Source organism: Lysinibacillus odysseyi 34hs-1 = NBRC 100172 (genome assembly GCF_001591965.1).
Classification (GTDB): domain Bacteria; phylum Bacillota; class Bacilli; order Bacillales_A; family Planococcaceae; genus Lysinibacillus_B; species Lysinibacillus_B odysseyi.
The window spans coordinates 119,761-145,814 of sequence record NZ_BCVX01000004.1; the positions used below are offsets into that span (position 1 = coordinate 119,761).

Below are 26,054 nucleotides of genomic sequence, written 5' to 3' on the forward strand. Positions count from 1 at the left end.
ATTCAAGACGGGCTGCTTGAATGGATTTTTTTGTTGCTTTTATTAGTTCGGCATATTTTTAGCTTTTTCCGCCTGTCCGTACATATTAAGCATGATGTTCATATCGTTTTGGGAAAGCTGTGGCACTTGGTAAAGACCGCGCTTGTTAAGGAAAAGAGATACTTCGTATGCCATTTCCACACAGTTTGGTACAGAGTCCTGCAGTACACGACGAACAACAGGGTTTGTAGATTCAAGAGCTGCTTGTGTTTTCCCGACAGCACCTGTTTTATGCATGGCAAGTAAAGAGCCTGCTAAAATGGCGTCGTTTACTTCATTAGCCGATTGGATTGGTTTTTTTGGTTCGCCTGCAGTTAAACCGTAATTTACATCATTACCCATTTGCATATTGTATGTTTTTGTCGGGTGTTTTGGATCATGACCTGTTTGGTAAGCTTCCCGCGTGATGTTGTATTCATCGAGCATGAAAGCATATTGACGGTCTAAAATCCCTAAAAGTTCAGGATCCTGGATTTGGTCGCGCATAAGCACGCATTGGTTTAAAGCGCCGATTGAAGCACTTAATACTTCATGTACATCCATAACTTCGTGTGCGCCGTGGTTCATTGACATTGGTTGACCATTATCTTGCGATTCAGATGATTGAGTGAACATATGATAATCCTCCATTCTTTTTGGGTACGATGTTATTATGGTTGCTTTTGTGTGAGCTATTCATAAGAAATTTTAAAAGTTAAAGGAGGAGAGGGCAAATGGCGAAAGGAAAAATGAGCAGTGCGATGGTCATCATCATAGCAATCATCGTGCTAATCGGTATTGCCTTGCTGCTGATCGTACCGAAGTATAATAGCCTGGTAAATGGAGAAGAACAAATTGAAGCATCTTGGTCACAGGTGGAAAACCAGCTGCAGCGCCGATTTGATTTGATTCCCAATCTTGTACAGACAGTGAAGGGATATGCTGCACATGAAGAGGAAGTATTCACACAAATTGCAGATGCCCGAACACGGTATGGCGGTGCTGCTACTGTTGATGAAGCTGCACAGGCAAATAACGAATTAACAAGCGCCTTAAGCCGGTTGCTGGTTGTCGTGGAAAATTACCCACAGCTAAAAGCAGATGTACAATTTACCCAGCTGATGGATGAATTGTCGGGAACGGAAAATAGATTGACTGTTGCCCGTCAGGACTATAACGAGGAAGTGAAGGCTTTCAACAGTGATGTCCGTTCATTTCCGGGGAATTTAATTGCCGGTATGTTTGGATTTGAGAAAAAGGAATATTTTGAAGCATCAAATGGTGCAGAAAAGGCACCATCCGTTAATTTTGATACAGATGAATAAGGCCGGGATCAATTGAATGAATTTCATAGTAGTTAGTATGCTGCTGCTTTTCATTAAACATACAAAGCATGGAGCAGTTTTTCTAAACCAGGTCTGACTGCGTACGCTTATTCGATTTTGTCAAAAGCAGCAAAGGAGGCGAGGAATATCCGAATTATTCGTTTGATTTTTTGTCTCATCTTGTTAGTGCCTACCGTTGCATCTGCTGAAATTCCCTCTAAGCCGGCATATAACAATTATGTGTATGATTACGGAAATGTTCTGGAGGATGATGTAGAAAAGCAGATGGTTCAAGTGCTTCAGCAGCTTGAAAAAAGTACTTCCAATGAAGTAGTTGTCATGACCATTGATACGATCGGAGATTTGGATGCTTTTGAATTTGGTACCCGCATGATGCGTGAATGGGGCATCGGGCAGAAGGAGAAAAATAACGGCATGCTGATTTTTGCCACGACTGAGCAGGGAACAGGCAAAAATGATGTGTGGATATCAGTCGGGCAAGGGCTTGAGGGTGATTACCCGGACGGGAAAATCGGCCGTATGATTGACACATACATGAAGCCGTATCTGGGGCAGGGGGATTATACGAGTGCTTTTGCTAATATAATCAATGTCCTGAATAAAGAAATGGGCGGACAAGCGACGGATACGCCGCTACCTACGGAAGATGAAGAAGGAGGCGGCTTTGGTTTTGGAATTCTCATTTTAATCCTCATTCTTTACTTCATTTTCAGCGGTTTCGGAGGCGGTGGTGGCGGCAGACGCGGGCCGAGACGCTATTATGTAGGCGGGTTTGGTGGAGGTGGATTCGGTGGATCAGGCGGCGGCTTTGGCGGTTTCGGAGGCGGAGGTTCTGCCGGCGGCGGAGCAGGACGAAAGTTTTAACGAAAGCCATCCCATCATTGAAGCACCTGATTACGCCGATTCCCCATTGATTGTATAATGGGAGAAAGGAGTGATGGATTTGAAAGTAAGGTTCTATTCTCGTCCGGACTGCCCATTATGCGAAGAGGGACTGCATACATTGAAGCTTGTCCAAGAGGACGTGCCTTTTGATATCGAAGTAAAAAATATCGAAGAGGACGATACGCTGCATGAAAAATATATGTTGATGATCCCGGTAGTGGAGGAAAACGGCAGGGTCATTCAGTATGGACAGCTGGATTATGTCACGTTACTAGAGGCGCTTGGAAAATAAGCTAAAGGCTTCGCCTACCGGCAAATGTTTACACATCATCTTAAGAAACCTGCCTTTCAAAAGAAAGGCAAAAAGATAGAGGGACAAAGCTGTGAACAGGTTTTGTCCCCTGTTTCCTAAGAAATAGCTTGAGGAAATGAATTGCATAATAAGGAACGGAAGGATATAATGAAAACAAGGAAATAAATTTTTTTACCATAAGTGGGACAGTAATGTAAAATATGGGACGGTTTTTGTCCCTTCGTGCAGGAGGTGACCTATGGACGACTTTTCTTGCTATAAAGTAGGACGTCAATTAATGCCGGAGATCGATACGCTGTTAAAAAAACGCTTTCGGATTTTGCAGGCGATTCAAGTGGCAGGACCGTTAGGAAGGCGTACATTAGCGGATTTCCTGCAAGCGACAGAGCGGGAAGTGCGAAATGAAACAACTTTGTTACATGAACAACAATTAATTGAAATAGGTCAAAAAGGTATGATTTGCACTCAACTTGGGTATGAAGTACTTGAACAACTAAAACCGTTGTATTACGAACTTTCAGGTCTTTCACAAAAGGAACAGCAGCTTGCTGAAAAATTTGGCATCAAGAAGGTCATTATCATTCCAGGGTCATTCCGGAACGAGGCGAGCCGCATTCTACTAGGGAAGGAAGCAAGTAAATTGCTCACAAGTCTTGTCGAGGAAGGAAGTAAGATTGCGGTTACCGGAGGAAGCTCCGTGGCAGCGATTACCCCTTATTTACAGCCGGTCGATTCCCTGCCAACTGTAAAGTTCATTGCAGCCCGAGGTGGACTCGGGGAAGAAATGAGCTTGCAGGCGAATATTCTGGTATCTCAATTTGCCCAGGCATGCCAAGCATCCTATAAAACATTGTTTATGCCGGAGTTTTTAAGTGAACAGGCATATGTGGCGATGAAGGCAGAGCCGAGTGTACAGGAGATTATCCGGCTTTATGAACAAGTCGATATTGTCCTGCATGGGATTGGGACTGCTGAGGAGATGGCGAAAAAACGCGGCAGCAGTGACGCGGACAAAGCGCTTCTAAAAGAAAAAGGCGCTGTTGGGGAAGCGTTTGGATATTATTTTGACGCAGATGGCCAAATTGTTCATCAAATACGTACAATTTGTATCCAGCCCGAGCATGTGAAACAGAGCCGATATGTCCTGGCAATAGCTGGTGGCGAGGAAAAGGTAAAGGCAATTGGGGCATACTTTAAAAATGCGGCCAAGCAGACAATTTTTATTACGGATGAAGAAGCCGCAAACGGGATGTTATAAATAGCCTCGGCGCTATTTTTATAAAATAACCAATTTGGAGGAGTTAACATGGCATTAAAATTAGCAATCAACGGATTCGGTCGTATCGGCCGATTAGTATTTCGTGAAGCATTAACACACGACGAGTTTGAAGTAGTGGCAGTCAATGACTTGACTGATGCAGGACAACTGGCACACTTGCTCAAATATGATTCGGTCCATGGTATCTACGATGCAGAAGTATCAGCAGAAGAGGATGCGTTCATCGTAAATGGAAAACGTATTCGTGTAATCTCCGAGAAAGACCCGCTAAACCTGCCATGGGGAGAGCTTGGCGTAGATGTCGTGCTGGAGTGTACAGGTAGATTCCGCTCTATGGAGGAAGTATCAAAACACGTACAGGCAGGCGCGAAAAAAGCAATCCTTTCTGCTCCGGCAAAAGGTGATATGCCGACATTCGTTATGGGTGTAAACGAAGGAGAATATGACTCGAATACTATGGACGTTATTTCCAACGCTTCATGTACGACAAACTGTTTAGCACCGGTAGCAAAAATACTGGATGAAAAATTCGGCATTAAACGTGGGATGATGACAACGATCCACTCATATACAAATGACCAGCGGATCCTTGACTTCCCTCACTCCGATCCACGTCGTGCACGTGCCGGGGCAGTATCGATGATTCCGACAACAACAGGTGCAGCAGTAGCAGTTTCGAAGGTGCTTCCACGCCTTAAAGGGAAGTTGGACGGCTTCTCGATGCGTGTTCCAACACCGAACGTATCCTGTATTGACCTTGTGGTAGAGCTCGAGTCAGATGTAACAGTAGAATCGATCAATGCTGCTTTAAAAGAAGCGTCAGAAGGTGATTTAAAAGGAATTTTAGGGTATAACGAATTACCGCTTGTTTCTATTGATTACAACGGAAATCACGCTTCTTCTACAGTAGACGGCTTATCTACAATGGTAATGGAAAACCGGATGGCGAAAATTGTTGCCTGGTATGACAACGAAATCGGTTATTCAACTCGCTTAATGGACCTGGCACTATATGTAGCAGGACACGGGCTTAAATAAGTTCCGACCCCAAAAATGATGAGTCAATAATTGTGTCATACTTTTAGGGATTTAATGAAAAAGTGTGTCACAATACAATAAAATGTAATGGAAAAGTATAGCCTTTAAGTAGTTGAACTATTATAATGATTAAAGGTAAAAGGGGCGAGCGGGATTTACCGACTCGCCCTTTTTTAAAGGCGATCTAGTTCATTCTTGTAAAATTGGGGGAGTCGCCCTGTGCTTACAAGAGACATTACATATTGACTTTTGTTACTATTTAAAATGGGAGTCTACTATTAAAGAGGCAACGCCTGTTTTTAAAATTGAAGGAGGGTTTTCTTCATGTTTTTAAAGAAGACGATGGATGATGTAAATGTAAAAGGAAAGCGCGTATTTGTACGCGTTGATTTTAATGTACCGATGGCGGATGGCGAAATTACTGATGACACACGCATCCGTGCAGCGATTCCGACAATCGAGGCGCTGTCGAATGCAGGAGCAAAGGTTATTCTGGCTTCCCATCTTGGCCGTCCGAAAGGCGAGGTAAAGGAAGATATGCGTCTAACAGCTGTCGGCAAGCGCCTTTCCGAACTAATGGGCAAGCCTGTCAACAAGCTGGACGAATCAATCGGAGAAGCGGTTGAAGCTGCAGTGGCAGAAATGCAGGACGGGGACATCATTCTTCTGGAAAATGTTCGTTTCCATAAAGGGGAAGAAAAGAATGATGAGGAGCTGGCAAAGGCATTCGCAAGCCTGGCAGATATTTATGTAAATGATGCTTTCGGTGCGGCTCACCGTGCGCATGCTTCTACAGAAGGTATTGCCAAACATGTAGAGGCAGCGGTAGCAGGTTATCTAATGCAAAAGGAATTGGATGTATTAGGGAAAGCATTATCAGAGCCGGAACGTCCTTTCACTGCTATTATCGGCGGTGCCAAAGTAAAGGATAAAATCGGTGTCATCGAAAATTTACTTGATAAAGTGGACCACCTAATCATTGGTGGCGGGCTTTCATATACATTTACAAAAGCGCAAGGCTACGATATTGGAAAGTCCTTGTTAGAGGAAGATAAGATTGAGCTTGCCAAATCGTTTATCGAGAAAGCAAAAGAAAAAGGCGTGGAGCTGCATATGCCGGTCGATGCTGTTGTAGCAAATGAATTTTCAAAAGATGCGGAAACTAAAACGGTCGCAATCGATGCAATTCCATCTGACTGGATGGGACTTGACATTGGCCCAAAAACGGCAGCTCATTATGCAGAGATTATTAAAAGTTCAAAACTGATCATTTGGAATGGACCAATGGGTGTATTTGAAATGGATAAGTTTGCAAATGGTACAAAAACAGTAGCAGAAGCAATGGCAGAAACAGATGGCTATACGGTCATTGGCGGAGGCGACTCAGCAGCGGCTGTTGAAAAGTTTGGCGTAGCCGACAAGATGGACCATATCTCTACTGGCGGCGGAGCTTCCTTAGAGCTTATGGAAGGCAAAGAGCTTCCGGGTATCTTAGCATTGAACGACAAATAATGGAGGGATTATATGCGGAAACCAATTATTGCAGGCAACTGGAAAATGTACAAATCATTTGACGAAGCAGTTGAGTTTGTCGAAGCAGTTCGGGAAGCGGTTCCTTCAGAGGAAAAGGTAGATGCAGTCGTTTGTGCACCTGCAATCTATTTGCCGACTTTAGTCGATATTGCAACAGAAACAGATCTAGCAATTGGCGCACAAAATATGCACTTTGAAGAAGAAGGTGCATTTACGGGAGAAATAAGTCCCGCGCAGCTGGCTTCCATTCATGTGGATTATGTAATTTTAGGACATTCCGAGCGCCGTGAATTGTTCAATGAAACGGATGAAGCAGTTAATAAAAAAGTAAAAGCAGCACTAGCGCACGGCATCGTTCCGATTATTTGCTGCGGCGAAACATTAGAAGAGCGTGAGGCTGGCAATACAGAAGCGAAAGTATCGGGTCAAATCCGTGCAGCTCTTGAAGGTTTCTCAGCAGACGAAGTGGCGCACATGGTTCTTGCCTATGAGCCAATCTGGGCAATCGGCACAGGCAAAACAGCAACAGCTGATGATGCAAACCAAGTATGCGGTGCCATCCGGGATGTCGTGAAGGAATTATACGGAGCGGAAACGGCAGAAGCCATCCGCATTCAATACGGAGGTTCCGTGAAGCCGGAGAACATTGTTGAGCTTCTTTCGAAGGAGCATATTGACGGTGCTCTTGTTGGTGGAGCGAGCTTGCAGGTGGAATCTTATTTAAAATTATTGGAGGCCGGCGCCAATGCCTAAAAAGCCAGTAGCATTAATTATTCTAGACGGTTTTGCCTGCCGTGATGAAGTAAAGGGCAATGCTGTAGCACAAGCAAACAAACCGAATTTCGACCGATATTGGAATACCTATCCTCATGCAACCTTGATTGCAAGTGGAGAAGCAGTTGGTCTCCCGGAAGGCCAAATGGGAAATTCCGAAGTAGGACATATGAACATCGGTGCAGGCCGTATTGTTTATCAAAGTTTAACACGCATTAACAAATCCATCCGTGAAGGGGATTTCTTCCGCAACGAAAAATTCCTGGCAGCGATTGAACATGCTAAAAAATATGGCGCAAAGCTTCACCTGATGGGGCTTCTTTCTGATGGCGGGGTACACAGCCATTATGAGCATCTTTTTGCGTTGCTGAAGCTCGCCAAGGCAAACGATATCAAGGAAGTATACGTGCATGGCTTCCTTGATGGGCGGGACGTAGGACCACAAACAGCACTTGACTTTATCGCGGAGACGGAAAAGCAGATGGAGCAGATCGGTGTAGGGAAGTTCGCATCGATCCACGGACGCTATTATGCGATGGACCGCGACCGCCGCTGGGAGCGCGTCCAGCTGACATACAATGCACTGGTTGATGGAGTCGGACAGACAGCGGCGACTGCTGCTGCCGGTGTACAGTCCAGCTATGACCGTGATATTACCGATGAATTCGTTGTGCCGTTTGTCATCACAGAGGAAGGAAAGCCTGTTGCGACAATCGATACAAATGATGCCGTCATTTTCTTCAATTTCCGTCCGGATCGTGCCAGTCAGTTATCGGCCGCCCTTACAAACGAAGCGGTTACAGGTGTGAAAATTTCTGGAAAGCATCCAACGAATTTGAATTTTGTCACGTTCACACATTACAGTGAAGATGTCCGTGCCGTTGTAGCGTTTGAAAATGACAACTTAATCAATACGGTCGGGGAAGTCATTGCAGCAAACGGTTTAACCCAGCTCCGTATTGCCGAGACTGAAAAATACCCTCATGTCACATTCTTTATGAGTGGAAGACGTGAGGAGACATTTACCGGTGAGGAGCGCATTTTAATTGCCTCTCCAAAGGTCGCAACATATGATCTGAAGCCTGAGATGAGCGCCTATGAGGTAACGGATGCATTGCTTGCAGCCATCGCAGCAGAGAAGTTCGATGCGATTATCCTTAATTTCGCCAATCCTGATATGGTCGGGCACAGCGGTATGCTGGAGCCGACAATTAAGGCGGTTGAAGCAGTGGATGAGTGTCTGGGCAAGGTAGTAGATGCCATTCATGCAAAAGGCGGCACAGCGATTATTACAGCCGATCACGGTAACTCGGATGAAGTGGTAACACTAGACGGAAAACCGATGACAACCCATACTACAAACCCTGTTCCGGTCATTGTCACAAAGCCCGGCGCCCTACTTGCAACAGACGGTATTTTGGCCGATTTGGCGCCAACGATGCTCGCTCTGCTAGGTTTAGCACAGCCTGCTGAAATGACAGGGAAATCTTTACTTGTAAGTTCCGAGGATAATACCCCAGGCCTCGTTTGAACGAATAAAAGCTTTCGGTAGGTTCTGCCGGGGCAAAATTGATAATAGAGGAGAATGAAAACTATGCCATTTATTACACAAGTATATGCTCGTGAAGTGTTAGACTCTCGCGGTAACCCGACAGTAGAGGTAGAAGTATTTACAGAATCAGGTGCATTCGGCCGTGCAATCGTCCCATCAGGTGCATCAACAGGTGAATACGAAGCGGTAGAGTTACGTGATGGCGACAAATCACGCTACCTAGGTAAAGGCGTGTTGAAAGCGGTAGAAAACGTCAACACAATTATCGCTGAAGAGCTAGAAGGCAATTATTCTGTTCTTGACCAAGTTGTGATCGACAAAGCGTTAATCGAACTTGACGGAACAGAAAACAAAGGAAAATTAGGCGCAAACGCTATCCTTGGCGTCTCTATGGCCGTAGCTCACGCAGCAGCTGACTACTTGGATGTACCTTTATATCAATACCTTGGCGGCTTCAATTCGAAGCAGTTACCAGTACCAATGATGAACATCCTAAACGGCGGTGCACACGCTGATAACAACGTGGACATCCAGGAATTCATGGTTATGCCTGTAGGAGCAGAAAACTTCCGCCATGCATTACGCATCGGTTCTGAAATTTTCCACCACCTAAAAGCTGTATTAAAAGAAAAAGGCTACAACACAGCAGTAGGTGACGAAGGCGGTTTCGCACCAAACCTTAGCTCCAATGAAGAAGCAATTACTGTCATCCTAGAGGCAATCGAAAAAGCCGGCTACAAAGCAGGCGAAGAAGTTCGTATTGCGCTTGACGTAGCATCTTCAGAGATCTACAACAAAGAAACAGGCAAATACGTATTAGCTGGTGAAGGCGTAGAGAAAACATCTGAAGAAATGGTTGCATGGTATGAGGAATTAACTTCTAAATATCCAATCATCTCTATTGAAGACGGTTTGGACGAAAACGACTGGGCAGGCCATAAATTGCTGACTGACCGCATCGGCGGACGTGTACAATTAGTAGGCGACGACCTATTCGTAACAAACACTGCGAAATTATCCCGCGGTATCGAAGAAGGTGTCGGCAACTCGATTCTAATCAAAGTAAACCAAATCGGTACACTGACAGAAACATTCGAAGCAATCGAAATGGCAAAACGCGCTGGCTACACAGCAGTCATCTCTCACCGTTCAGGTGAATCAGAGGACAACACAATCGCTGACATCGCCGTAGCAACAAACGCAGGCCAAATCAAAACAGGTGCACCATCTCGTACAGACCGCGTAGCGAAGTACAACCAATTACTTCGCATCGAAGATCAGCTAGGTGCCACTTCTCAATTCCTAGGATTAAAATCGTTCTATAACTTAAGATAATCATGAGGGCCCCTTCACATAACGAAGGGGCCTTTTTTCTTTTGGAGCAGGGAAGGACTTGCCCAGTGATGGCTCTCATAATAGACAATCCCGTCGTATTAATAGACAAAAACACTCTCATAATAGACAAAAAGCTCTTGTTAATAGACAATCCCGCTGTAATAATCGAAAACCCATCCTACATAATAGACAAAACCCCTTGATTAATAGACGATGCCTATTAATCAAGGGGGAAGCTCTTCATTTATCCGCTGTCCAATTCTCGGGGATAATATAAAATCTGCCGCGCTTATCACCTACTTTTTCGAGACCGAGTCTTGAGAGGACTTTCGAAGCGACATGCATGGAATAAATTCCTGTAAAGTCCCGGAATTCCTTATTTGTAATACGTTCACTTACTAATAGCCGGTAGTCATCTAAAGCTTGGCGCAATGCTTGTTTATTATGGGTGCCGCAAGAGCTGCATTGCCAGTTCCCTGCGGTATAGTGCATGACGGCCTGAAATTCACAACGTGGGCATAATACACCCTTTTTCAATCGGTCAAGCGACACCCGCCGTTTTGGTATGGAACGGTGCAGGGCATCTATAAACCGCTTGCCAGCTTTTTCAAATGCTTCTTCTGTCATACATGCATCGGGGTGTTTTACAAAGAAGTAGTTAATGGAACGCCGCAGTCCGCTTACGTGAAAGATGGGATAGCCTTGTAAAGAGTCATCAAGCATAGCATTTTGATTGGTGATGACGATCGCATATTCCACGGGCGTAGTTATGCCCCATGAACGCAGCAAATTCTCTGCAAATGTTTTGTGGCGGTATGCCTGCTCGAACGGATCTGAAAAGTTTTCCTTTGTTCCGTCCATTCGGATCCGGCTGAATTCATGATGATCCGGTTTGTAGCATAACTGTCCGGTTATGTTTTTAATTTCTAGTATGAGTAAAAAATGAAGAGAAAAAACAATGGAATCAATTTGATGAGAAAAGCCTTGAGGATTCAAAATTTCCAAATTGTGAAGAAAATAATGCTTATGAGGAATCGTGAAGTCTGCTAATTCGCGGTCCGACCGCTGTTCGCCATAGAAGCCGGCCTCGAGATTGGAAAGCCGTGCATGATAGTCAGGCAATTCCTCATCAGTGCGGCACATTCGGCGAACGAGCGCCTGTGTATAATGCAATTGATGGGGCTTTGTTCGTTCAAGTGATAACATAGTCCACCTCCTGCTTCTATATTATTACCAGTATACTGGTAATTCAAGTTTCTTTGTTCAAGTTGTATAGGTGGAGTCCGTACCCTTGTTGAAAAATTGCACGATAAAAAAGTGTTCTCCCCTAAAATTCACGCATGTTTTATTTACCTCGCAGAATATAGTTTACTATCCTTTAAGAAAGCGCCTCCAACAAGGAAAAGGCAACCTTCTCTCCAACGTGCCAAAAGAAGAAGCATAAGTGCTGATGATTTGGGATAAGGTAATCCATAGGTGGATGAAGGAAATGAATACTATTATAAAAGAGTTGCAGAAGAAAGTAAGGGATGTAAAAATCTGTTATACTAAAAAGCGAAAAGATTATAGGTGTTTCTACATATCATGATGTTCTAGGAGGTGAAGTCTTACTTTGACGAGTAAGACGGCTGCTTGACCATAGTGAAGTTAACTGTTTTTACCATACTGATTGCCTTAACTGCCTTTTTCGTGGCGACTGAATTTGCCATCGTAAAGGTGAGGCAATCACGAATCGACCAGCTGGTTGCTGAAGGCAATGACCAGGCCATAGCAGCAAAGCTTGTCACATCCCATCTCGATGAATACTTATCCGCCTGTCAGCTAGGGATTACGGTAACGGCACTCGGCATTGGGATGGTCGGCGAGACAACATTTGAATTTATTCTCCATCCATTCTTTACATGGCTGGGCTTAAACACAGAATATGTTCAATGGTTTACGATCGGGTCTGCTTTTTTGATCGCCACATTTTTGCATGTCGTGGTGGGGGAGCTTGCGCCAAAAACGTTTGCCATTCAAAAAGCGGAGGCAATCACACTCGCGTTTTCAAGACCAATTATGCTGTTTTATAAAATCCTCTATCCCTTCATCTGGTTCCTTAACGGATCAGCCCGTCTGCTTGTCGGTATATTCGGGATGAAACCGGCCAGCGAGCATGAGCTGTCCCATACAGAAGAAGAGCTGCGATTGCTGCTGACGGAAAGCTATAAATCCGGGGAAATTAACGGAAATGAATTGAAATTTGTCAATAATGTGTTTAAATTTGATGATAAAATTGCAAGAGAGATCATGGTGCCCCGTACGGAAATAGCCGGATTTGAAGTAGGCGCTACTTATCGTGACGTATTAACCCAAGTTTCCGAGGAGCGGTATACACGGTACCCAATTTACGAGGGAGACCGCGATAATATTATAGGCTTTCTCAATATAAAGGATTTTTTAACGCAGGGTATGAGCAACCGGATAACGGAAAGTAATTTTTCGCTCAGAAATTTTCTAAATCCGATCATCAAAACAATTGAAACAACACCGATCCAGCAGCTTCTGCAAAAGATGCAGAAGGAGCGCACCCACATGGTGATTCTTTTAGATGAATACGGCGGCACGAGCGGTCTTGTAACAGTCGAGGATATTTTGGAGGAGCTTGTCGGTGAAATCCGGGATGAATTTGATGAAGATGAGCAGCCGCCTGTGCGCAAGCTGGGAGAAGGGCATTATATTATTTATTCAAAGAACCTGCTGTATGAAGTAGATCAGCTGCTTGGACTTGCGCTTGATGAGGAATATCCAGAAGTTGATACGCTGGGCGGCTGGTATTTTACTAATGATATGGAGCTTGATATGGATGGATATGTAGACCATGAGAAGTACCGGTTTACCATTCATGAAAAGGATGGCATGCAGCTCTATTATATTGAAGTGCGGCAAATTTCATAAACTTGGAGAAAAAATCAGATAGATTTCTGGTTTTTTCTCTTTTTTTCCGGGTAAACACATATCAAACAAGCAGGGAGGTTAGTATAAAATGAAAAAATCATGGATATTATTATCAGCACTTACATTATCACTAGGATTGGCAGCTTGTGGGGACGATGAGGATCCAGTAAACGATACAGATATTATTGAAGAAGACGGGGATAACGTGGATACTACTGATGACCCGGTAAATAACGAAATCGAAACTGAAACTGAAACGGAGACTGATACAAATACCGATACAGAAACAGATACCGAAACAGATACTGAAACAGATACTGAAACTAACACAGAAGGCGGTACAACCGGCACAGACGGTTCTACTGATACAAACTCTACCGACGGCAACAATTAATCTAGAAACTATTACCTAAATTTTCTCAAAAACTTCAAAGCAAGTTGTCACCTTACCCTCTTTTTGCTATACTGTTATTTGTTGTAATGTTTCAAATGAAAGAGGTGGACATTTTGCATACGGTAATAACTGTTTCATTAATCATCGTTGCTTTAGCTTTAATCGTCGTAGTATTATTACAATCTGGTAAAAGTGCTGGTTTATCGGGGGCCATCTCTGGTGGGGCAGAACAACTTTTTGGTAAACAAAAAGCACGGGGTATGGACCTTGTATTGCATCGTGTAACAATCGTGTTATCCGTGCTGTTCTTTATCCTGGCACTGGCTATTACAAAATTTTAATACGAATGATCAAACGCCTAACCGACAATGGTTGGGCTTTTTTGTTAATATAAAGACAAATAAGCGAATCGGAGGACCATCATGCGAAAGGCAGAAAATAAACCTTTTTTCTTTGAGGCAGGACCACGGGCAGTGCTGCTCCTTCACGGATTTACCGGGAGCTCGGCGGATGTAAGGATGCTTGGACGCTTTTTAGAAAAAAAGGGCTACACTTCTTTAGCACCGCAGTACAGAGGGCACGGAACAGCGCCTGAAGAGCTCATTACGACAAATCCCGATGAGTGGTGGCAGGATGTACAGGAAGCGTACAGTCGTCTGCAGGAAGCCGGCTATCAGGAAATCGCTGTAGCGGGCCTGTCTCTTGGCGGCGTTTTTTCATTAAAATTAGGACTAAATCAGCCGGTTAAGGGAATTATCACTATGTGTGCGCCGATGACAATGCGTACGCTCGATCTGATGTTTGAAGGAGTATTGGCTTACGCCAAGCAGTATAAGCAATATGAAGGGAAAACGGCGGACGATATCGAAAAAGAGGTGGAAGCGATTCGTCAAAAAGGTATGCCTTCCTTGCCTGAACTGCAAAAGCTTGTCTCGGATGTCCGGGCGGAGGTTGATTTGGTGTATTCACCGCTATTTGTCGTCCAGGCGACAAATGATAACATTATCGACCCAAAATCTGCGCATTATATATACGAAGAAGCGCAGTCTAATATGAAAGAAATCAAATGGTATGAACATTCCGGCCATGTTATTACACTCGGCCGGGAAAAGGATCAACTGCATGAGGACATCTATCAGTTTTTAGAAAAACTTGACTGGAGTGTCTGATGTTGAAATAGAGATTCCCATTAAAGGAGGGACATGAATGACACAAAAAAATGAATTACAGGAGCGTATTCTCGCCTTCATGAAGGATGAGGACTATAAACCGCTCACAGTCGCTGAAATTGAAGACGCCTTCGAATTAGAAGAAGCGGATGAATTCAAAGAGCTTGTAAAGACGCTTGTCAAAATGGAAGCACAAGGATTAGTCGTGCGTTCCCGCTCCAACCGTTATGGTTTACCGGAACGGATGAATTTATTACGCGGGCGTTTTATCGGACATGCAAAGGGCTTCGGCTTTGTTACACCGGAAGAGGAAGGAATGGATGATATTTTCATCCCCCCGCATGATATTAACGGGGCCATTAACGGCGATACGGTGTTAATTCGCGTGATGAAGGAAACGTCAGGCGACCGGCGCGAGGGAACGGTCATCAAAATTGTCGAGCGCGGCAAAACAACCTTTGTCGGGACATTCCAGGCAAACCGTGGTTTTGGGTTTGTTGTACCGGATGACAAAAAGCTGAACATGGATATTTTCGTTGCCAAGGAAGATACACTCGGTGCGGTCGATGGCCATAAAGTTGTCGTGGAAATTACCGACTGGCCGGATGATATCAAATCTGCAGCAGGAATCGTGACAAAAATTCTCGGTCATAAAAATGATCCGGGTGTTGATATCCTTTCGATTATCTACAAACACGATATCCCACCGGAATTCCCTGCTGAAGTGGTCGATGCTGCCACAAAAGTACCGGATGAAATTTCCGAGAAGGATCTAGTCGGACGGCGGGATCTCCGCGGCGAAACAATCGTGACGATTGATGGCGCGGATGCAAAAGACCTTGATGATGCCGTTACCGTGACAAAAAATGCAGACGGTACGTATAAGCTTGGTGTACACATTGCAGACGTCAGCTATTATGTAACGCAGGACTCAATCATTGATAAAGAAGCATATGAGCGTGCAACGTCTGTTTATTTGACGGACCGCGTGATTCCAATGATTCCGCACCGCCTGTCAAACGGAATTTGTTCTTTAAATCCACAAGTGGACCGTTTAACGCTTTCGTGTGAAATGATCATTGACGGCAACGGACAGGTGATCAAGCATGAAATTTTCCAAAGCGTGATCAAAACAACGGAACGGATGACTTACTCCGATGTGTATATGCTGCTGGAAGAGCGGGATGATCATCCTGAGCTGGTAGAGCGCTACGAGTCATTGATCCCGATGTTTGAAATGATGGCGGAGCTGGCAGAAGTTCTGCGCAACAAACGGATGAGCCGCGGTGCAATCGACTTTGACTTCAAGGAGTCGAAGGTACTTGTAAATGAAGATGGCTGGCCGACCGATATCGTTCTGCGTGAGCGTACGGTAGCAGAGCGCCTCATTGAGGAATTCATGCTGGCTGCCAACGAAACAGTTGCCGAGCACTTCCACTGGATGGAATTGCCGTTCCTGTATCGTATCCACGAAGATCCAAAGCCGGAGAAACTGCAGCGCTTCTTCGAGTTCGTCACAAACTTCGGCTTGGTTATCAAGGGGACAGGTAATTCTGTTCATCCAAAAGCGATGCAGGAAATTATTAAATCGATCGAAGGACTGCCGGAAGAACCGGTCATTTCGACGATGCTGCTACGCTCCCTGCAGCAGGCACGCTACTATCCGGAATCGATTGGCCACTTTGGTTTATCGACGGATTATTATACTCATTTCACATCGCCGATCCGACGCTATCCGGATTTGATCGTACACCGCCTGATCCGTACGTACTTAATCAATGGGGACACATCAAAAGAAACGGTTGTCCACTGGAATTCGGTGATGGATGAAATCGCAGATCATACATCCGAACGTGAACGCCGTGCCGTTGATGCAGAGCGTGATACGGATGCACTGAAAAAGGCGCAGTTTATGTCCGATAAAATCGGCGAGGAATTTATCGGTATGGTATCGTCCATTACGAACTTTGGGATTTTCGTCGAGCTGCCAAACACGGTAGAAGGTCTTGTGCATATCAGCAATATGACCGATGATTATTACCGCTTCGAGGACCGTATGATGGTCATGATCGGCGAGCGTACAGGACGCCAGTTCCGTATTGGGGATGAAGTAAAAGTACGTGTTGCGAATGTCGTGATTGAAGAATCCTCGGTCGACTTTGAAATCGTCGATATGGTGCAATCTGCCGGCAGCCGTCCGCGTAGAGTGGCGCCGAAGGTTATTACGGCAGGGCGTCCTGACAAGAAACGCGGCGAGCGTTCTGAGCGTCGTGATAAACGCGGCGGAAAAGGAAAGCGCGGGGAAAAGGACAAAGGCGGAAAAAGTTCCTCTTCAAGCGACCGTGACCCACGCGGCCGTCGCAAGGATGGAAAAGAAAAGCCAAAGTTCTACGAAGGCATCGCGAAAAAAGGTAAAAAGAAAAAAGGAAAAAGATAGTCTGTGCCAAGTGGCAGGGCATGTAAAAAACGGGCTGGGGATGGCGTGTCTCCAGCCGTTTTTAAAATAAGGATATACAATATTTCTGCGTGATGGAAACATTCGGGCATTCGCTCCCGCTGCTAGAGACTGCTTTTAATAGCCTGCTGCAGCAAAACGGGAGCGAAGGCGCTTTTCTTGCGCTATAATAGGAATAACCTGCAAGGGAATGCTTGCACTGAGGAGTTGTGACATATGGCTAAAGGACAAGGGAAAGTACTGGCCCAAAATAAAAAGGCCGGCCACGATTATTTTATCGAGGAGACGATTGAAGCGGGCATGGTCCTCACGGGAACGGAAATTAAGTCGATCCGTGCGGGGAAGGTGCAGCTGAAGGATTCATTCGTACGTGTCCGTCATGGCGAAGCATGGATCGTCAACATGCATATTTCTCCATTTGACCAAGGAAACCGCTTCAACCATGATCCACTGCGCGAGCGGAAGCTTTTGCTACATAAGAAACAAATCAGTGAGCTTGTCGGTGCTGTCAAACGTGATGGCTATACGATCGTGCCGCTGAAAATGTACATCAAAGACGGCTATGCAAAGCTTTTGATCGGAATTGGAAAAGGGAAGAAAGATTACGATAAACGCGATGACATGCGTAAAAAAGAAGCGAAGCGCGAAATGGAAAGAGCGTTCAAGGCGCGCAATCAATAAGTATGTATCCTTTTCTTTGCCTGCTGGATCAGCAGCATAGATAAAGAGAGGGGATACACTAAAGCATGAATGGGCATCATTACCGGTCCGTTCATGCTTTTTTATTTGGAAGAAGTGTAGGAATTTCTTCACAAGCAAAAAAGAGCACAATTCTATTTCTAGAATTGTGCCTGATTATTGTTAAGAGAGAAATGCTGTTTCTGTTCTTTTTCCCCAACATCAACAGGGGCAGAACAATGTTAAATTCTTTAGCATTTCACGATTTTTCTCTATGATTTCTTTGTTTTTAGCTATCGTTTCCTTAATACTTAAAGGCTTTTCATTATCGATAGCTTTAGGGTTATTTTCTACATTTGCATCTGGTTGAGGTACTGATGTCTTATTCTTATCCATATCAATTTAAGCCTCCTGTATGTCGTTTTTTTATTAAGTGAATACAAGATTTATGTTGAAATCTTGTGAAAAAATGAAACCATCCAATCGTTACATCATAATTTACTTTGCAGATCCTCTGAAAGCCTAAAGACCATCACGCGTTCCCCGGTTTTTGTGCTCAAGTCGGTATGAAAACTCACCACTTCAAAACCCGTTATCGTTGATAGTGCTTCTTTTATTTCTTGCACTCCTGATTCCACCAGGCTATTTCGCATTTTTTTAACCGATAATAGACCTTCTTTTTCTTGGCATACTGCATATTCAGCAGGTGTTAAGACACCTCTCAGCACAACAACTACCATATCTCGCACGATATCTGATTTAACCGACACGGATCCGCGCCCAAGATAATTTTTTTCCCAATGAGTTAACACTTTACTGATCTCAGCTTCAAGAACACCTTTTGTTTTATCCATCATGATTTTCTTCCTTCCATTTCACAAATGATTGTTAGCCATATATTTGAAAATTTTGTATAGTCCATATCCTTTAGCTTTTAACTATAAGCTAAAAACATACTTTTTCCTATATGGCACAAGTCTCGATTTGTGAATGGATAGATAACTGAAAACCACTTCCTACAAGGTCCCTTTGAATCAGCTAAGGGCAATCGAATTCAATGTGTTGAATAGATAAATTTCCTCTCATTGGGTCATTTCTACCAAGTTAATTGCTTTTATGGACAAAAAAACCGACAATTAAAAAGATAACGGCCCAAAATAAGCATACCATTATACTTTGAAAATTGTCGGTTTACTTTTAACTAACCTAATCAAGGTTCTTTAAATCGTCTACCTAATATTTACAATAACTTTATTCTAGGTTCCTTTTTGATTTTAGATTGATAATCAATGTCCTAAATGGGTTGACTATCAGACTAAAAATAATAGGAACGGATAAAACTTTATTTATAGTCAAAATTCTATTATTAAATTAACTTTCTGTCAAGGTCAATTTCATTAAATTTTTGTTTTGTTCCCGTTAATCAACTAACTTGCTTACCATCGTTTACTATATTAACCTCTAACTTTCTTTTCCCTTTGCATAATTTCAAGAAAAGGTCTTCCATATAAAAAGAGCGCTTATTCCTGGTAAGAATCGCGCTCTTCTCTTGCAAACCAATTATTCTAACTCTCCGTATGTCCTCTCAACTGATCCAATAAAGTTCTTGCCTGGTTATCAAGCTGACGGGCTGATTCGTCAATCTCAATAAATTCACTTATTGCCTGTCCGATACGGGTTTGGCTTTCGGAAATTGACTTTTCCGAACGTTCTGTTCCTAAAGTAACCTCAAAAACCTGCTCTGTAATACTTTTCACATTAGACTGGACATCTTGAGTCGCTTCCTTCGCTTGATTGGCTAACTTTCGTACTTCTTCCGCAACAACACTAAAGGCACGCCCATGCTGCCCGGCATGAGCTGCTTGAATTGCTGCATTCAAAGCTAATAAATTCGTTTGCGAGGCAATCTCATTGATGGTTTTCACTATACCATGAATAGCTTCTGTTTGGGTTGCAAGCTTATGTAACACTTCCATGTTTTCTTTATTTTGTTCAACAATTTCTTTTATAACAGATTCAACTTCATGACTGCGGCTAATTCCTTTTTCTGCCCGTTCTTTTAAATTACCCGCCATATGCCGCAAATTATAGGTGACATTAGCAGCTCTATTTTCACGATCTGTAATATCCGTCGCCACTTTTATTACGGCTTGAACTACTGCATGTTCATCAAAAACTGGTGTATACGTTGCTTCAAGCCATATGATACTTCCTTGTTTCGTTACTCTTTGGATTTTTTGCTGAAAGGACTTTCCCTTTCGGAGATTTTCCCAAAATGTATTATACTCTGGACTTTTGACGAATTCAGAGGTACAGAATTGCCGATGATGCACATTAGACAATTCCTCGATCCTATAGCCCATTGTCCGTGCAAAATTATGATTTACCCAAAGTACATTCCCATAAGGATCAAATTCAATAAGCGCTAATGATGTTTCTAAAGCAGCAAGTACGGAATTTTGATTTAATACTTGCGTACTTGTAGTTTTTGAAAGGGAGTTAATCATTATATTTTTATCTCCAATTTTCTCATATTTTATCTTTAGTGAACTCTATGTATGGTAAGTGCCGAGTCTTATAAGATGTTTGAATAGTTTTTATAAATAAAACGAGTATTCCTTTAATAATTTTTAAATGAGTTCTACGATTTATAGTTTTCCATAAACAAAAACATTGAGCTTTTATCCCATAAAACGGTATTTAAGTGCAGTAAGAAAAAATCCTGCATTTTAGAACAGGAGATGAATCAAGCTAACATACATTTGAAAGAGAGCTGCTGCCGATTTATCTAGTTAGTTTTGTTTATCTTCAGCCGAGGTTACCTCAATTGGTAAAGTTCTTAGGTAGTCTAACAATAGCGGCTAAACAAAATCTGAACAAATTCCCAATTGACTCTGTTTATATACAGCGTCCTCTCTTAACTTTAATTAACCGTAATTAATGATTTTTTATTTATATAAGTTATTTTCATCATTCCAAACCATATGATTAGCGCTTTGAAATAAAGTCTGATTGAAAAATGCCGGTCAATCCATATTGAAAAGCAAATGCAAAACCTCCATTTTGAAAAATGGAGGTTTACGTTTTTGTTAGATATGAGATTTTGATAAAAAGGCTTAATTGTTTCCATGAGTGTTGCTCAGCTATTGCGACCTTTAATGGAGTAAAGAATAATGATTCATTCGGCAGTGGTTCTCACATATAAGCCACTTTCAGCTTTTTATTTAGAATATATACTCTTGATTTGTTCAGGTAATTCTTCAAACTGCAACTCCTGCCAGTAGGTAACACCACGAAATGGTGCAACATACAATTCTAAATATGCGCCTTCTCGTAATTGCTTGCTACTAGTAAAGGTAAGGTTCTTTTTTTTTCCACTTTCATCAAAAGCATCTAAAGTATATTCATATCTTTGATTTTTGCCTAATATTTCTTTGTCATCATCCTTAACGATTATAGTATAATAACGAGTTTTCCCTTCAGGTTTTTCTGGGTTTAGCTTATTGGGATTATAAAAGAAGACGGAAAAAGCAACGATAATCACTAGGACTAGACCCATTCCAAACACGAATTTTTTCATGTCATCACTTCCTTTTAAATGTTTATGCTACTACATCCTTCCTTCTCATCCACCGAATGGCCACTAAGCTAATAACAATAATGTAGAGTAGATTAGTTATCAAAAATAAAATATACTCACTTTGGGATGAAAAATCCGATTGACTAAGTACACCCATTCCAGTAGTCAGTAGGGAATGAGGAAATAGCATTCCTAAATCCAATACGTACATTGCCAAACCTAAAAAAGTAGCGCATAAACCGATACCAATTGGAACTGCGAAACTACGATAACGCATCGAAAGAGCCAATTGCATAGCGCTGATTGTAAGACTAGCTATCCAGCCTTGAATGAACCATTCAAATAATTCACTAGGGGGCGCGGAGGTTAGCCCTACTAGTTTTCCTCCAATAAGATATAATAGGAAAAATAAAATTTGAACAAAAATTAGCAACAAACCGACAACTAGCATCTTAGATAGAAAGATACTGGCCGCCGATACTGGAGCGGTCATAATCATATTCCAGTTTTTGTTTAAATGTTCTAATCTCCACGAATACGCACAACAAATGGAAATAAGGATAGGAAAGAAAAATTCTCCGTAAAATAAACCGACCTGTGACCACAGGCTATACCATTCCTTCGCCAATACGCCTTGATTTATATAAAAGTTGGCACTCCCAATTAATACGCTTATAATCGGAAGGGTAACTAGTATTATCCATATACGGGAATGTCGTAATTTCAACCACTCTGCAGAAATGCAACGTATTAACATAATCAAATCAATCCTCCTTATACCTCTTGTCTAGATATTTGGATACTACCAGCTAGATAGGTAACAATCCCGGCTATTATTAGGAAAGCCATCAATGGTAGTAAAATACTTAAATCCTGTATAGTAAATTGCATTTGTTCATTTACATAGTTTTGCTTAACGGGGCTTAGACCTGTGTAATAGGACCAAACAAAAAATCTTCGAACGTCTAATGGGAACAAATCAGCTGCCATGCCGATGAATCCTCCAATCATCCCAACAGTTAAAGCAAAAGCTTGATTTTTTAATGCCATTGATACCCATTGTTGTAGTGCTACGATAACCATGTTGGTCAAAATTGTTCCTGAAAGGAATTGAGCTAATATTAAAAATGGAACTGGTTCCTCAATGCCTTTGATAATACCAAAGGCAATGACAGAAAAAATTTGCAATATACATATCCACAACATAACAAGACATGCACAAATATATTTTGCTGCATAGAGGTGTCCTCGCTTCACAGAAGCTGTGAGTAACAGTTTCCATGTATTTCCCTTATGTTCCATATCACAGATGCGGGAGACGCATATCGCTGAAAGAATAGGTAAAAACAGGCCATTCATAGTGGATAACATCAAAATAAGTGTTTCCCATCTAGCGATTAATGGATTACGAGTTATTGACATGCTGGTTGCCATGAACGCCCATCCTATTTCTACAAGTAAAAATAGGGTGGTCATCAAAAAAAGATGCTTATGGCGCAATTTGTAAAATTCGAGACCAATCAATTTCATTACAGGCTTCGCTCCTTTCCCGTAATTTCTAGGAAAATGCTCTCTAGATTCTTCTTCTGTTCCTCAATACGCAGTACGTCAATATTAGCTGTAAGTAAACTTCTATTCGCCTGTATTACCTGCTCATCCGTGAAGTTTTCAAACACTAAAGAATCTTTACGATAAAAGGGAAATAAGCCTTTCGTAGAAAGTAGTTCCTGTGCCAACCTATTGTTACTTGTTTTTATCATAATAGTTTGTTGGCTCTTTTTTTTCAGAACATCCATGCTACCTTGAAAGATCATCTTTCCATCGTTGATAATGCCGACCGAGGTTGCAATTTGCTCAATTTCTGAAAGTAGGTGACTAGAGATTAGTACTGTTATTCCATAACGTTGGGGTAAAGATTTAATCAATTCCCGGACTTCACCGATACCGGCAGGGTCAAGACCATTTGTTGGCTCATCCAAAATCAAAAGCTTTGGAAAAGATAAAAGCGCCATTGCAATCCCTAAACGCTGTTTCATGCCGAGTGAATACTGCCCCACTCTTTTATCCTTTTGATTTTCCAATCGAACGATTTTCAAAACTTCCGCTACATTTTTATCGGGAATATCCCGTAGCCTCTGTACAATACGCATATTTTCTAGTCCTGAGAGATGTCCATAATAGGATGGAGATTCAATAAGGGAACCTGTTTGGCTTAAAATTAGTCGGCGGTTTGCTTTGAAATCCTTTCCAAAGACCTTTACTTTACCATCAGTAGGTCTGGCCAGCCCTAATATCATTTTTAAAGTGGTAGATTTACCTGCACCGTTTGGTCCAAGAAATCCAAAAATCTCCCCTTCATCTACAGATAAATTTACATCCTTCACACAATACGTATCCGCATACCGTTTGGAAAGATTATGGGTAGTAACTATTTGACTCATGCTCTCTTCCTCCAATTCGTTTTATCAATATCCTTCTATACAAAGGATAAAAAGGTAACCTTTCGTCAGACTGAAATTTACCTTACGCTAACCTTAAATTAGAGCCATGAAATGGCCTATAGGAGGAATCTAGAAAAGGGTATTGTATAATTATGGTGGGTGATTTTATATGGGTGATATAAAAAACAAAAAGCTGCTTATCGTAGATGATGAATATGAGATAAGGAATATGGTGGATGGGTTCTTGCGTAAAGAAGGATTTGGACGTATTTATCAAGCCTCTAGCTGCACAGAAGCGTTACAAGTTTTCCATACTGTGAAACCTGATCTAGCCATTTTAGACATAATGCTTCCTGATGGTGACGGATTTTCCCTTCTATCGTCCTTACGTCAAACCTCAAATATTCCTATCCTTTTTTTAACTGCAAGAGGTGAAGATGAAGATCGATTGCTAGGACTTGGACTTGGTGCAGACGATTATATTATTAAACCTTTCTTACCGAGAGAACTAGTTCTCCGCCTATCTGCAATCATGAGACGTGTTTATTCACCTCCTAAGCAGGAACAGCGTCCTATATTTCAATTGGGAAACTATAATATTGATTTTGAAAGTGGTATTGTTCAGAATGATAAAAACGAATATCATTTGACAGCAAAAGAACATGCATTGCTGTTTAAGCTATATGAAAATCGAAACCGTATCGTGACTAGTGATGCACTTTGTCAGGCAGCATGGGGAGATGATTACTATGGCTATGAAAACACATTGATGGTTCATATTCGCCGTATCCGCGAAAAGATTGAAGCCAATCCTTCTAAACCTGAATATTTACTGACTATTCGAGGGTTAGGATACAAGTTGATGGTAAAGGAAGAGGAATGATGGAAGGAACACTCCGTATTTTAAAGCGTTTTATAGGTTCAACTATGATGATTTCCGCTTTTTTACTAGCTTTCAACTTTATCTTCCTAGGTATTTGGATATTTAATGGTATGAACAAGGGGAATTCTCCTGGCGCAGTTGTTCAAAATGTGGCAGAGGGCTTACATCGCTCGTCCGATACTTATTCTTTAGATGCTATATCAGCAAAATTACTTAAGGAAGATCATGCATGGGCTATGCTAATTAATGATTCAGGAAAAGTAGCATGGAATTATATGCTTCCCGAGGAAATTCCGAAAACCTACTCGTTAACCGATGTAGCCAAGTTTACTCAAAGTTACTTAATGGATTATCCAGTTTTTGTATGGGAACATGATGAGGGATTGGTAGTTATCGGATTTCCAAAAGAGAGCTTTGCAAAATATCCACATATCCTTCCAACAAGTTGGGTCTCTTCATTGCCGTTGAGGGTGGTTGCTTTGCTTATTATAAATATTGGTTTGGCATTATTATTGTCACTTCTCATCGGCTATAGACTTATCCGTTCTATTCGTCCACTAACTCAAGGGATACAAGCTCTTGGTGAGGACAGAGAGACATTTATAGAGCCAAAGGGTATATTAGCCGATCTTGCCAAAAACGTAAACAGCGCAGCAGCTTTACTGCGCAAAAAAAATGTTAGTTTAAAAGAAAGGGATGAAGCACGATCCAATTGGATTGCGGGTATTTCACACGATATCCGAACCCCACTTTCTATGGTACTTGGGTATGCAAGCGACTTAGAAGAAAATAGCGATATTCCAAAAGAACAAAGAAGGAAAGCTAGTATTATCCGTAAACAGGCAGAGTATCTAAGGTCTCTTGTGAGTGACTTAAACCTTGTTTCAATGCTGGAATATGAAATGCAGCCATTAAACAAAAAGCAGATTCGTCTTTCCGTACTGGCAAGACAAATCGCATCCGAATTTCTAAATAACGGATTAGATGAACGATTTATAATAGAAGTGAAATTTCCAGATGAAAGAGTTCAGGTGAATGGGGATGAACGGCTATTAAAGCGTGCTATTATTAATCTGGTACAAAATAGTATTAACCATAATCCTGACGGCTGTGTGATACTTCTACAAACAGCCTTTGATGAAAGTAGCAGAACCTGTAGTTTTATCGTGGAGGATAATGGTAATGGAATACCTCAAAATGAAATACCTAATCTATTGGAATTACCCTTTTCCTCTAAAAGAAAACGATCTAGCCATAATGGGCATGGTTTAGGGTTACCGATGGTTGCAAGAATTGCAAAGGCCCATTTTGGGTGTTTAATTTTATCAAGTGATGTCGGAAAAGGGTTAAAAGCAGAACTTGTATTGCCCTCCGTAAATCCCAATTGAGAGAAAGCGTATTTTTTCATAGAAGATAAGGCTTTATATACAAGCTAGCATAAAAC

Annotated in this window: 26 protein-coding genes; 17 read left to right on the top strand and 9 right to left on the bottom strand. The window is 42.2% G+C overall.

Features of this window, described 5'->3' with window-relative positions; genetic code table 11:
- Positions 1 to 42: 42 nt before the first annotated feature.
- Positions 43 to 654, bottom strand: a complete 612-nt coding sequence (locus BOD01S_RS07890; protein WP_036157323.1) for a spore coat protein — start codon at positions 652 to 654, stop codon at positions 43 to 45.
- Between the two features lie 98 nt (positions 655 to 752).
- Between BOD01S_RS07890 and BOD01S_RS07895 the strand changes: the two genes are divergently transcribed.
- From BOD01S_RS07895 to eno, 9 genes are all read left to right on the top strand, one after another.
- Positions 753 to 1,343 (top strand): LemA family protein, encoded by a 591-nt coding sequence (locus BOD01S_RS07895; RefSeq protein ID WP_233153076.1) that lies wholly within the window; start codon positions 753 to 755, stop codon positions 1,341 to 1,343.
- Between the two features lie 162 nt (positions 1,344 to 1,505).
- A complete protein-coding gene (locus BOD01S_RS07900; protein ID WP_244887292.1) occupies positions 1,506 to 2,228 on the top strand; it encodes a TPM domain-containing protein in 723 nt (240 codons plus the stop codon).
- Between the two features lie 79 nt (positions 2,229 to 2,307).
- The gene (locus BOD01S_RS07905; protein ID WP_036157700.1) at positions 2,308 to 2,541 is read left to right on the top strand and encodes a glutaredoxin family protein; all 234 of its coding nucleotides are present in this window, start codon (positions 2,308 to 2,310) and stop codon (positions 2,539 to 2,541) included.
- Between the two features lie 259 nt (positions 2,542 to 2,800).
- Entirely contained in the window at positions 2,801 to 3,820 is a 1,020-nt protein-coding gene (locus BOD01S_RS07910; protein WP_036157321.1) for a sugar-binding transcriptional regulator, read from the top strand.
- Positions 3,821 to 3,868: 48 nt separating this feature from the next.
- Complete coding sequence (gene gap / locus BOD01S_RS07915; protein WP_036157319.1) at positions 3,869 to 4,879, top strand: type I glyceraldehyde-3-phosphate dehydrogenase; 1,011 nt, start codon at positions 3,869 to 3,871, stop codon at positions 4,877 to 4,879.
- Positions 4,880 to 5,203: 324 nt separating this feature from the next.
- Complete coding sequence (locus BOD01S_RS07920; protein WP_036157317.1) at positions 5,204 to 6,391, top strand: phosphoglycerate kinase; 1,188 nt, start codon at positions 5,204 to 5,206, stop codon at positions 6,389 to 6,391.
- 12 nt (positions 6,392 to 6,403) lie between these two features.
- Positions 6,404 to 7,165, top strand: a complete 762-nt coding sequence (gene tpiA, locus BOD01S_RS07925; protein WP_036157314.1) for a triose-phosphate isomerase — start codon at positions 6,404 to 6,406, stop codon at positions 7,163 to 7,165.
- On the top strand, positions 7,158 to 8,717 hold the full coding sequence (gene gpmI, locus BOD01S_RS07930) for a 2,3-bisphosphoglycerate-independent phosphoglycerate mutase (protein WP_036157312.1): 1,560 nt from the start codon (positions 7,158 to 7,160) through the stop codon (positions 8,715 to 8,717). The genes tpiA and gpmI overlap by 8 nt, the downstream gene beginning before the upstream one ends.
- A 63-nt stretch (positions 8,718 to 8,780) precedes the next feature.
- A complete protein-coding gene (gene eno / locus BOD01S_RS07935) occupies positions 8,781 to 10,073 on the top strand; it encodes a phosphopyruvate hydratase (protein ID WP_036157310.1) in 1,293 nt (430 codons plus the stop codon).
- Positions 10,074 to 10,313: 240 nt separating this feature from the next.
- On the opposite strand, the gene BOD01S_RS07940 is transcribed toward eno, so the two are convergent.
- A complete protein-coding gene (locus BOD01S_RS07940) occupies positions 10,314 to 11,279 on the bottom strand; it encodes a nuclease-related domain-containing protein (RefSeq protein WP_036157308.1) in 966 nt (321 codons plus the stop codon).
- Positions 11,280 to 11,705: 426 nt separating this feature from the next.
- Here BOD01S_RS07940 and BOD01S_RS07945 point away from each other — a divergent pair, with 426 nt between their 5' ends.
- The 6 genes from BOD01S_RS07945 (at position 11,706) to smpB (ending at position 17,709) form a co-directional block, all read left to right on the top strand.
- On the top strand, positions 11,706 to 13,010 hold the full coding sequence (locus tag BOD01S_RS07945; RefSeq protein ID WP_036157306.1) for a hemolysin family protein: 1,305 nt from the start codon (positions 11,706 to 11,708) through the stop codon (positions 13,008 to 13,010).
- Between the two features lie 88 nt (positions 13,011 to 13,098).
- Entirely contained in the window at positions 13,099 to 13,404 is a 306-nt protein-coding gene (locus BOD01S_RS07950) for a hypothetical protein (RefSeq protein ID WP_036157304.1), read from the top strand.
- A 113-nt stretch (positions 13,405 to 13,517) separates the two neighbouring features.
- A complete protein-coding gene (gene secG, locus BOD01S_RS07955; protein ID WP_036157302.1) occupies positions 13,518 to 13,745 on the top strand; it encodes a preprotein translocase subunit SecG in 228 nt (75 codons plus the stop codon).
- 81 nt (positions 13,746 to 13,826) lie between these two features.
- Entirely contained in the window at positions 13,827 to 14,573 is a 747-nt protein-coding gene (locus BOD01S_RS07960; RefSeq protein WP_036157300.1) for an alpha/beta hydrolase, read from the top strand.
- Positions 14,574 to 14,610: 37 nt separating this feature from the next.
- Entirely contained in the window at positions 14,611 to 17,010 is a 2,400-nt protein-coding gene (gene rnr / locus BOD01S_RS07965) for a ribonuclease R (RefSeq protein WP_036157298.1), read from the top strand.
- Positions 17,011 to 17,244: 234 nt separating this feature from the next.
- On the top strand, positions 17,245 to 17,709 hold the full coding sequence (smpB, locus tag BOD01S_RS07970; protein WP_036157296.1) for an SsrA-binding protein SmpB: 465 nt from the start codon (positions 17,245 to 17,247) through the stop codon (positions 17,707 to 17,709).
- A 219-nt stretch (positions 17,710 to 17,928) separates the two neighbouring features.
- Here smpB and BOD01S_RS22895 read toward each other — a convergent pair whose 3' ends face one another.
- The 7 genes from BOD01S_RS22895 to BOD01S_RS08000 form a co-directional block, all read right to left on the bottom strand.
- Positions 17,929 to 18,102, bottom strand: a complete 174-nt coding sequence (locus BOD01S_RS22895; RefSeq protein WP_088321724.1) for a multidrug transporter — start codon at positions 18,100 to 18,102, stop codon at positions 17,929 to 17,931.
- Between the two features lie 95 nt (positions 18,103 to 18,197).
- On the bottom strand, positions 18,198 to 18,560 hold the full coding sequence (locus BOD01S_RS07975; protein WP_036157698.1) for a DUF2294 domain-containing protein: 363 nt from the start codon (positions 18,558 to 18,560) through the stop codon (positions 18,198 to 18,200).
- Between the two features lie 711 nt (positions 18,561 to 19,271).
- Positions 19,272 to 20,213, bottom strand: coding sequence for a methyl-accepting chemotaxis protein (locus BOD01S_RS07980; RefSeq protein ID WP_036157294.1), 942 nt, complete (start codon positions 20,211 to 20,213; stop codon positions 19,272 to 19,274).
- Between the two features lie 713 nt (positions 20,214 to 20,926).
- Positions 20,927 to 21,286, bottom strand: a complete 360-nt coding sequence (locus tag BOD01S_RS07985) for a YxeA family protein (protein ID WP_036157292.1) — start codon at positions 21,284 to 21,286, stop codon at positions 20,927 to 20,929.
- 22 nt (positions 21,287 to 21,308) lie between these two features.
- A complete protein-coding gene (locus BOD01S_RS07990) occupies positions 21,309 to 22,043 on the bottom strand; it encodes an ABC transporter permease (protein WP_036157291.1) in 735 nt (244 codons plus the stop codon).
- A 17-nt stretch (positions 22,044 to 22,060) separates the two neighbouring features.
- A complete protein-coding gene (locus BOD01S_RS07995) occupies positions 22,061 to 22,816 on the bottom strand; it encodes an ABC transporter permease (RefSeq protein WP_036157289.1) in 756 nt (251 codons plus the stop codon).
- Positions 22,816 to 23,727, bottom strand: a complete 912-nt coding sequence (locus BOD01S_RS08000; protein WP_036157287.1) for an ABC transporter ATP-binding protein — start codon at positions 23,725 to 23,727, stop codon at positions 22,816 to 22,818. The genes BOD01S_RS07995 and BOD01S_RS08000 overlap by 1 nt, the downstream gene beginning before the upstream one ends.
- Positions 23,728 to 23,896: 169 nt before the next feature.
- Between BOD01S_RS08000 and BOD01S_RS08005 the strand changes: the two genes are divergently transcribed.
- Positions 23,897 to 24,610 (top strand): response regulator transcription factor, encoded by a 714-nt coding sequence (locus BOD01S_RS08005; protein WP_036157285.1) that lies wholly within the window; start codon positions 23,897 to 23,899, stop codon positions 24,608 to 24,610.
- Positions 24,610 to 25,998, top strand: coding sequence for a sensor histidine kinase (locus BOD01S_RS08010; protein ID WP_036157282.1), 1,389 nt, complete (start codon positions 24,610 to 24,612; stop codon positions 25,996 to 25,998). Before BOD01S_RS08005 ends, BOD01S_RS08010 begins: the two co-directional genes overlap by 1 nt.
- Positions 25,999 to 26,054 lie beyond the last annotated feature (56 nt).

Bases quoted from the DNA above. Each gene is read 5' to 3' on its own strand.
- BOD01S_RS07890 (WP_036157323.1), bottom strand. From the start codon at position 654: ATGTTCACTCAATCATCTGAATCGCAAGATAATGGTCAACCAATGTCA.
- BOD01S_RS07895 (WP_233153076.1), top strand. From the start codon at position 753: ATGGCGAAAGGAAAAATGAGCAGTGCGATGGTCATCATCATAGCAATC.
- BOD01S_RS07910 (WP_036157321.1), top strand. From the start codon at position 2,801: ATGGACGACTTTTCTTGCTATAAAGTAGGACGTCAATTAATGCCGGAG.
- gap (WP_036157319.1), top strand. From the start codon at position 3,869: ATGGCATTAAAATTAGCAATCAACGGATTCGGTCGTATCGGCCGATTA.
- BOD01S_RS07920 (WP_036157317.1), top strand. From the start codon at position 5,204: ATGTTTTTAAAGAAGACGATGGATGATGTAAATGTAAAAGGAAAGCGC.
- tpiA (WP_036157314.1), top strand. From the start codon at position 6,404: ATGCGGAAACCAATTATTGCAGGCAACTGGAAAATGTACAAATCATTT.
- gpmI (WP_036157312.1), top strand. From the start codon at position 7,158: ATGCCTAAAAAGCCAGTAGCATTAATTATTCTAGACGGTTTTGCCTGC.
- eno (WP_036157310.1), top strand. From the start codon at position 8,781: ATGCCATTTATTACACAAGTATATGCTCGTGAAGTGTTAGACTCTCGC.
- BOD01S_RS07940 (WP_036157308.1), bottom strand. From the start codon at position 11,279: ATGTTATCACTTGAACGAACAAAGCCCCATCAATTGCATTATACACAG.
- BOD01S_RS07950 (WP_036157304.1), top strand. From the start codon at position 13,099: ATGAAAAAATCATGGATATTATTATCAGCACTTACATTATCACTAGGA.
- BOD01S_RS07960 (WP_036157300.1), top strand. From the start codon at position 13,827: ATGCGAAAGGCAGAAAATAAACCTTTTTTCTTTGAGGCAGGACCACGG.
- rnr (WP_036157298.1), top strand. From the start codon at position 14,611: ATGACACAAAAAAATGAATTACAGGAGCGTATTCTCGCCTTCATGAAG.
- smpB (WP_036157296.1), top strand. From the start codon at position 17,245: ATGGCTAAAGGACAAGGGAAAGTACTGGCCCAAAATAAAAAGGCCGGC.
- BOD01S_RS22895 (WP_088321724.1), bottom strand. From the start codon at position 18,102: ATGGATAAGAATAAGACATCAGTACCTCAACCAGATGCAAATGTAGAA.
- BOD01S_RS07975 (WP_036157698.1), bottom strand. From the start codon at position 18,560: ATGGATAAAACAAAAGGTGTTCTTGAAGCTGAGATCAGTAAAGTGTTA.
- BOD01S_RS07980 (WP_036157294.1), bottom strand. From the start codon at position 20,213: ATGATTAACTCCCTTTCAAAAACTACAAGTACGCAAGTATTAAATCAA.
- BOD01S_RS07985 (WP_036157292.1), bottom strand. From the start codon at position 21,286: ATGAAAAAATTCGTGTTTGGAATGGGTCTAGTCCTAGTGATTATCGTT.
- BOD01S_RS07990 (WP_036157291.1), bottom strand. From the start codon at position 22,043: ATGTTAATACGTTGCATTTCTGCAGAGTGGTTGAAATTACGACATTCC.
- BOD01S_RS07995 (WP_036157289.1), bottom strand. From the start codon at position 22,816: ATGAAATTGATTGGTCTCGAATTTTACAAATTGCGCCATAAGCATCTT.
- BOD01S_RS08000 (WP_036157287.1), bottom strand. From the start codon at position 23,727: ATGAGTCAAATAGTTACTACCCATAATCTTTCCAAACGGTATGCGGAT.
- BOD01S_RS08005 (WP_036157285.1), top strand. From the start codon at position 23,897: ATGGGTGATATAAAAAACAAAAAGCTGCTTATCGTAGATGATGAATAT.
- BOD01S_RS08010 (WP_036157282.1), top strand. From the start codon at position 24,610: ATGGAAGGAACACTCCGTATTTTAAAGCGTTTTATAGGTTCAACTATG.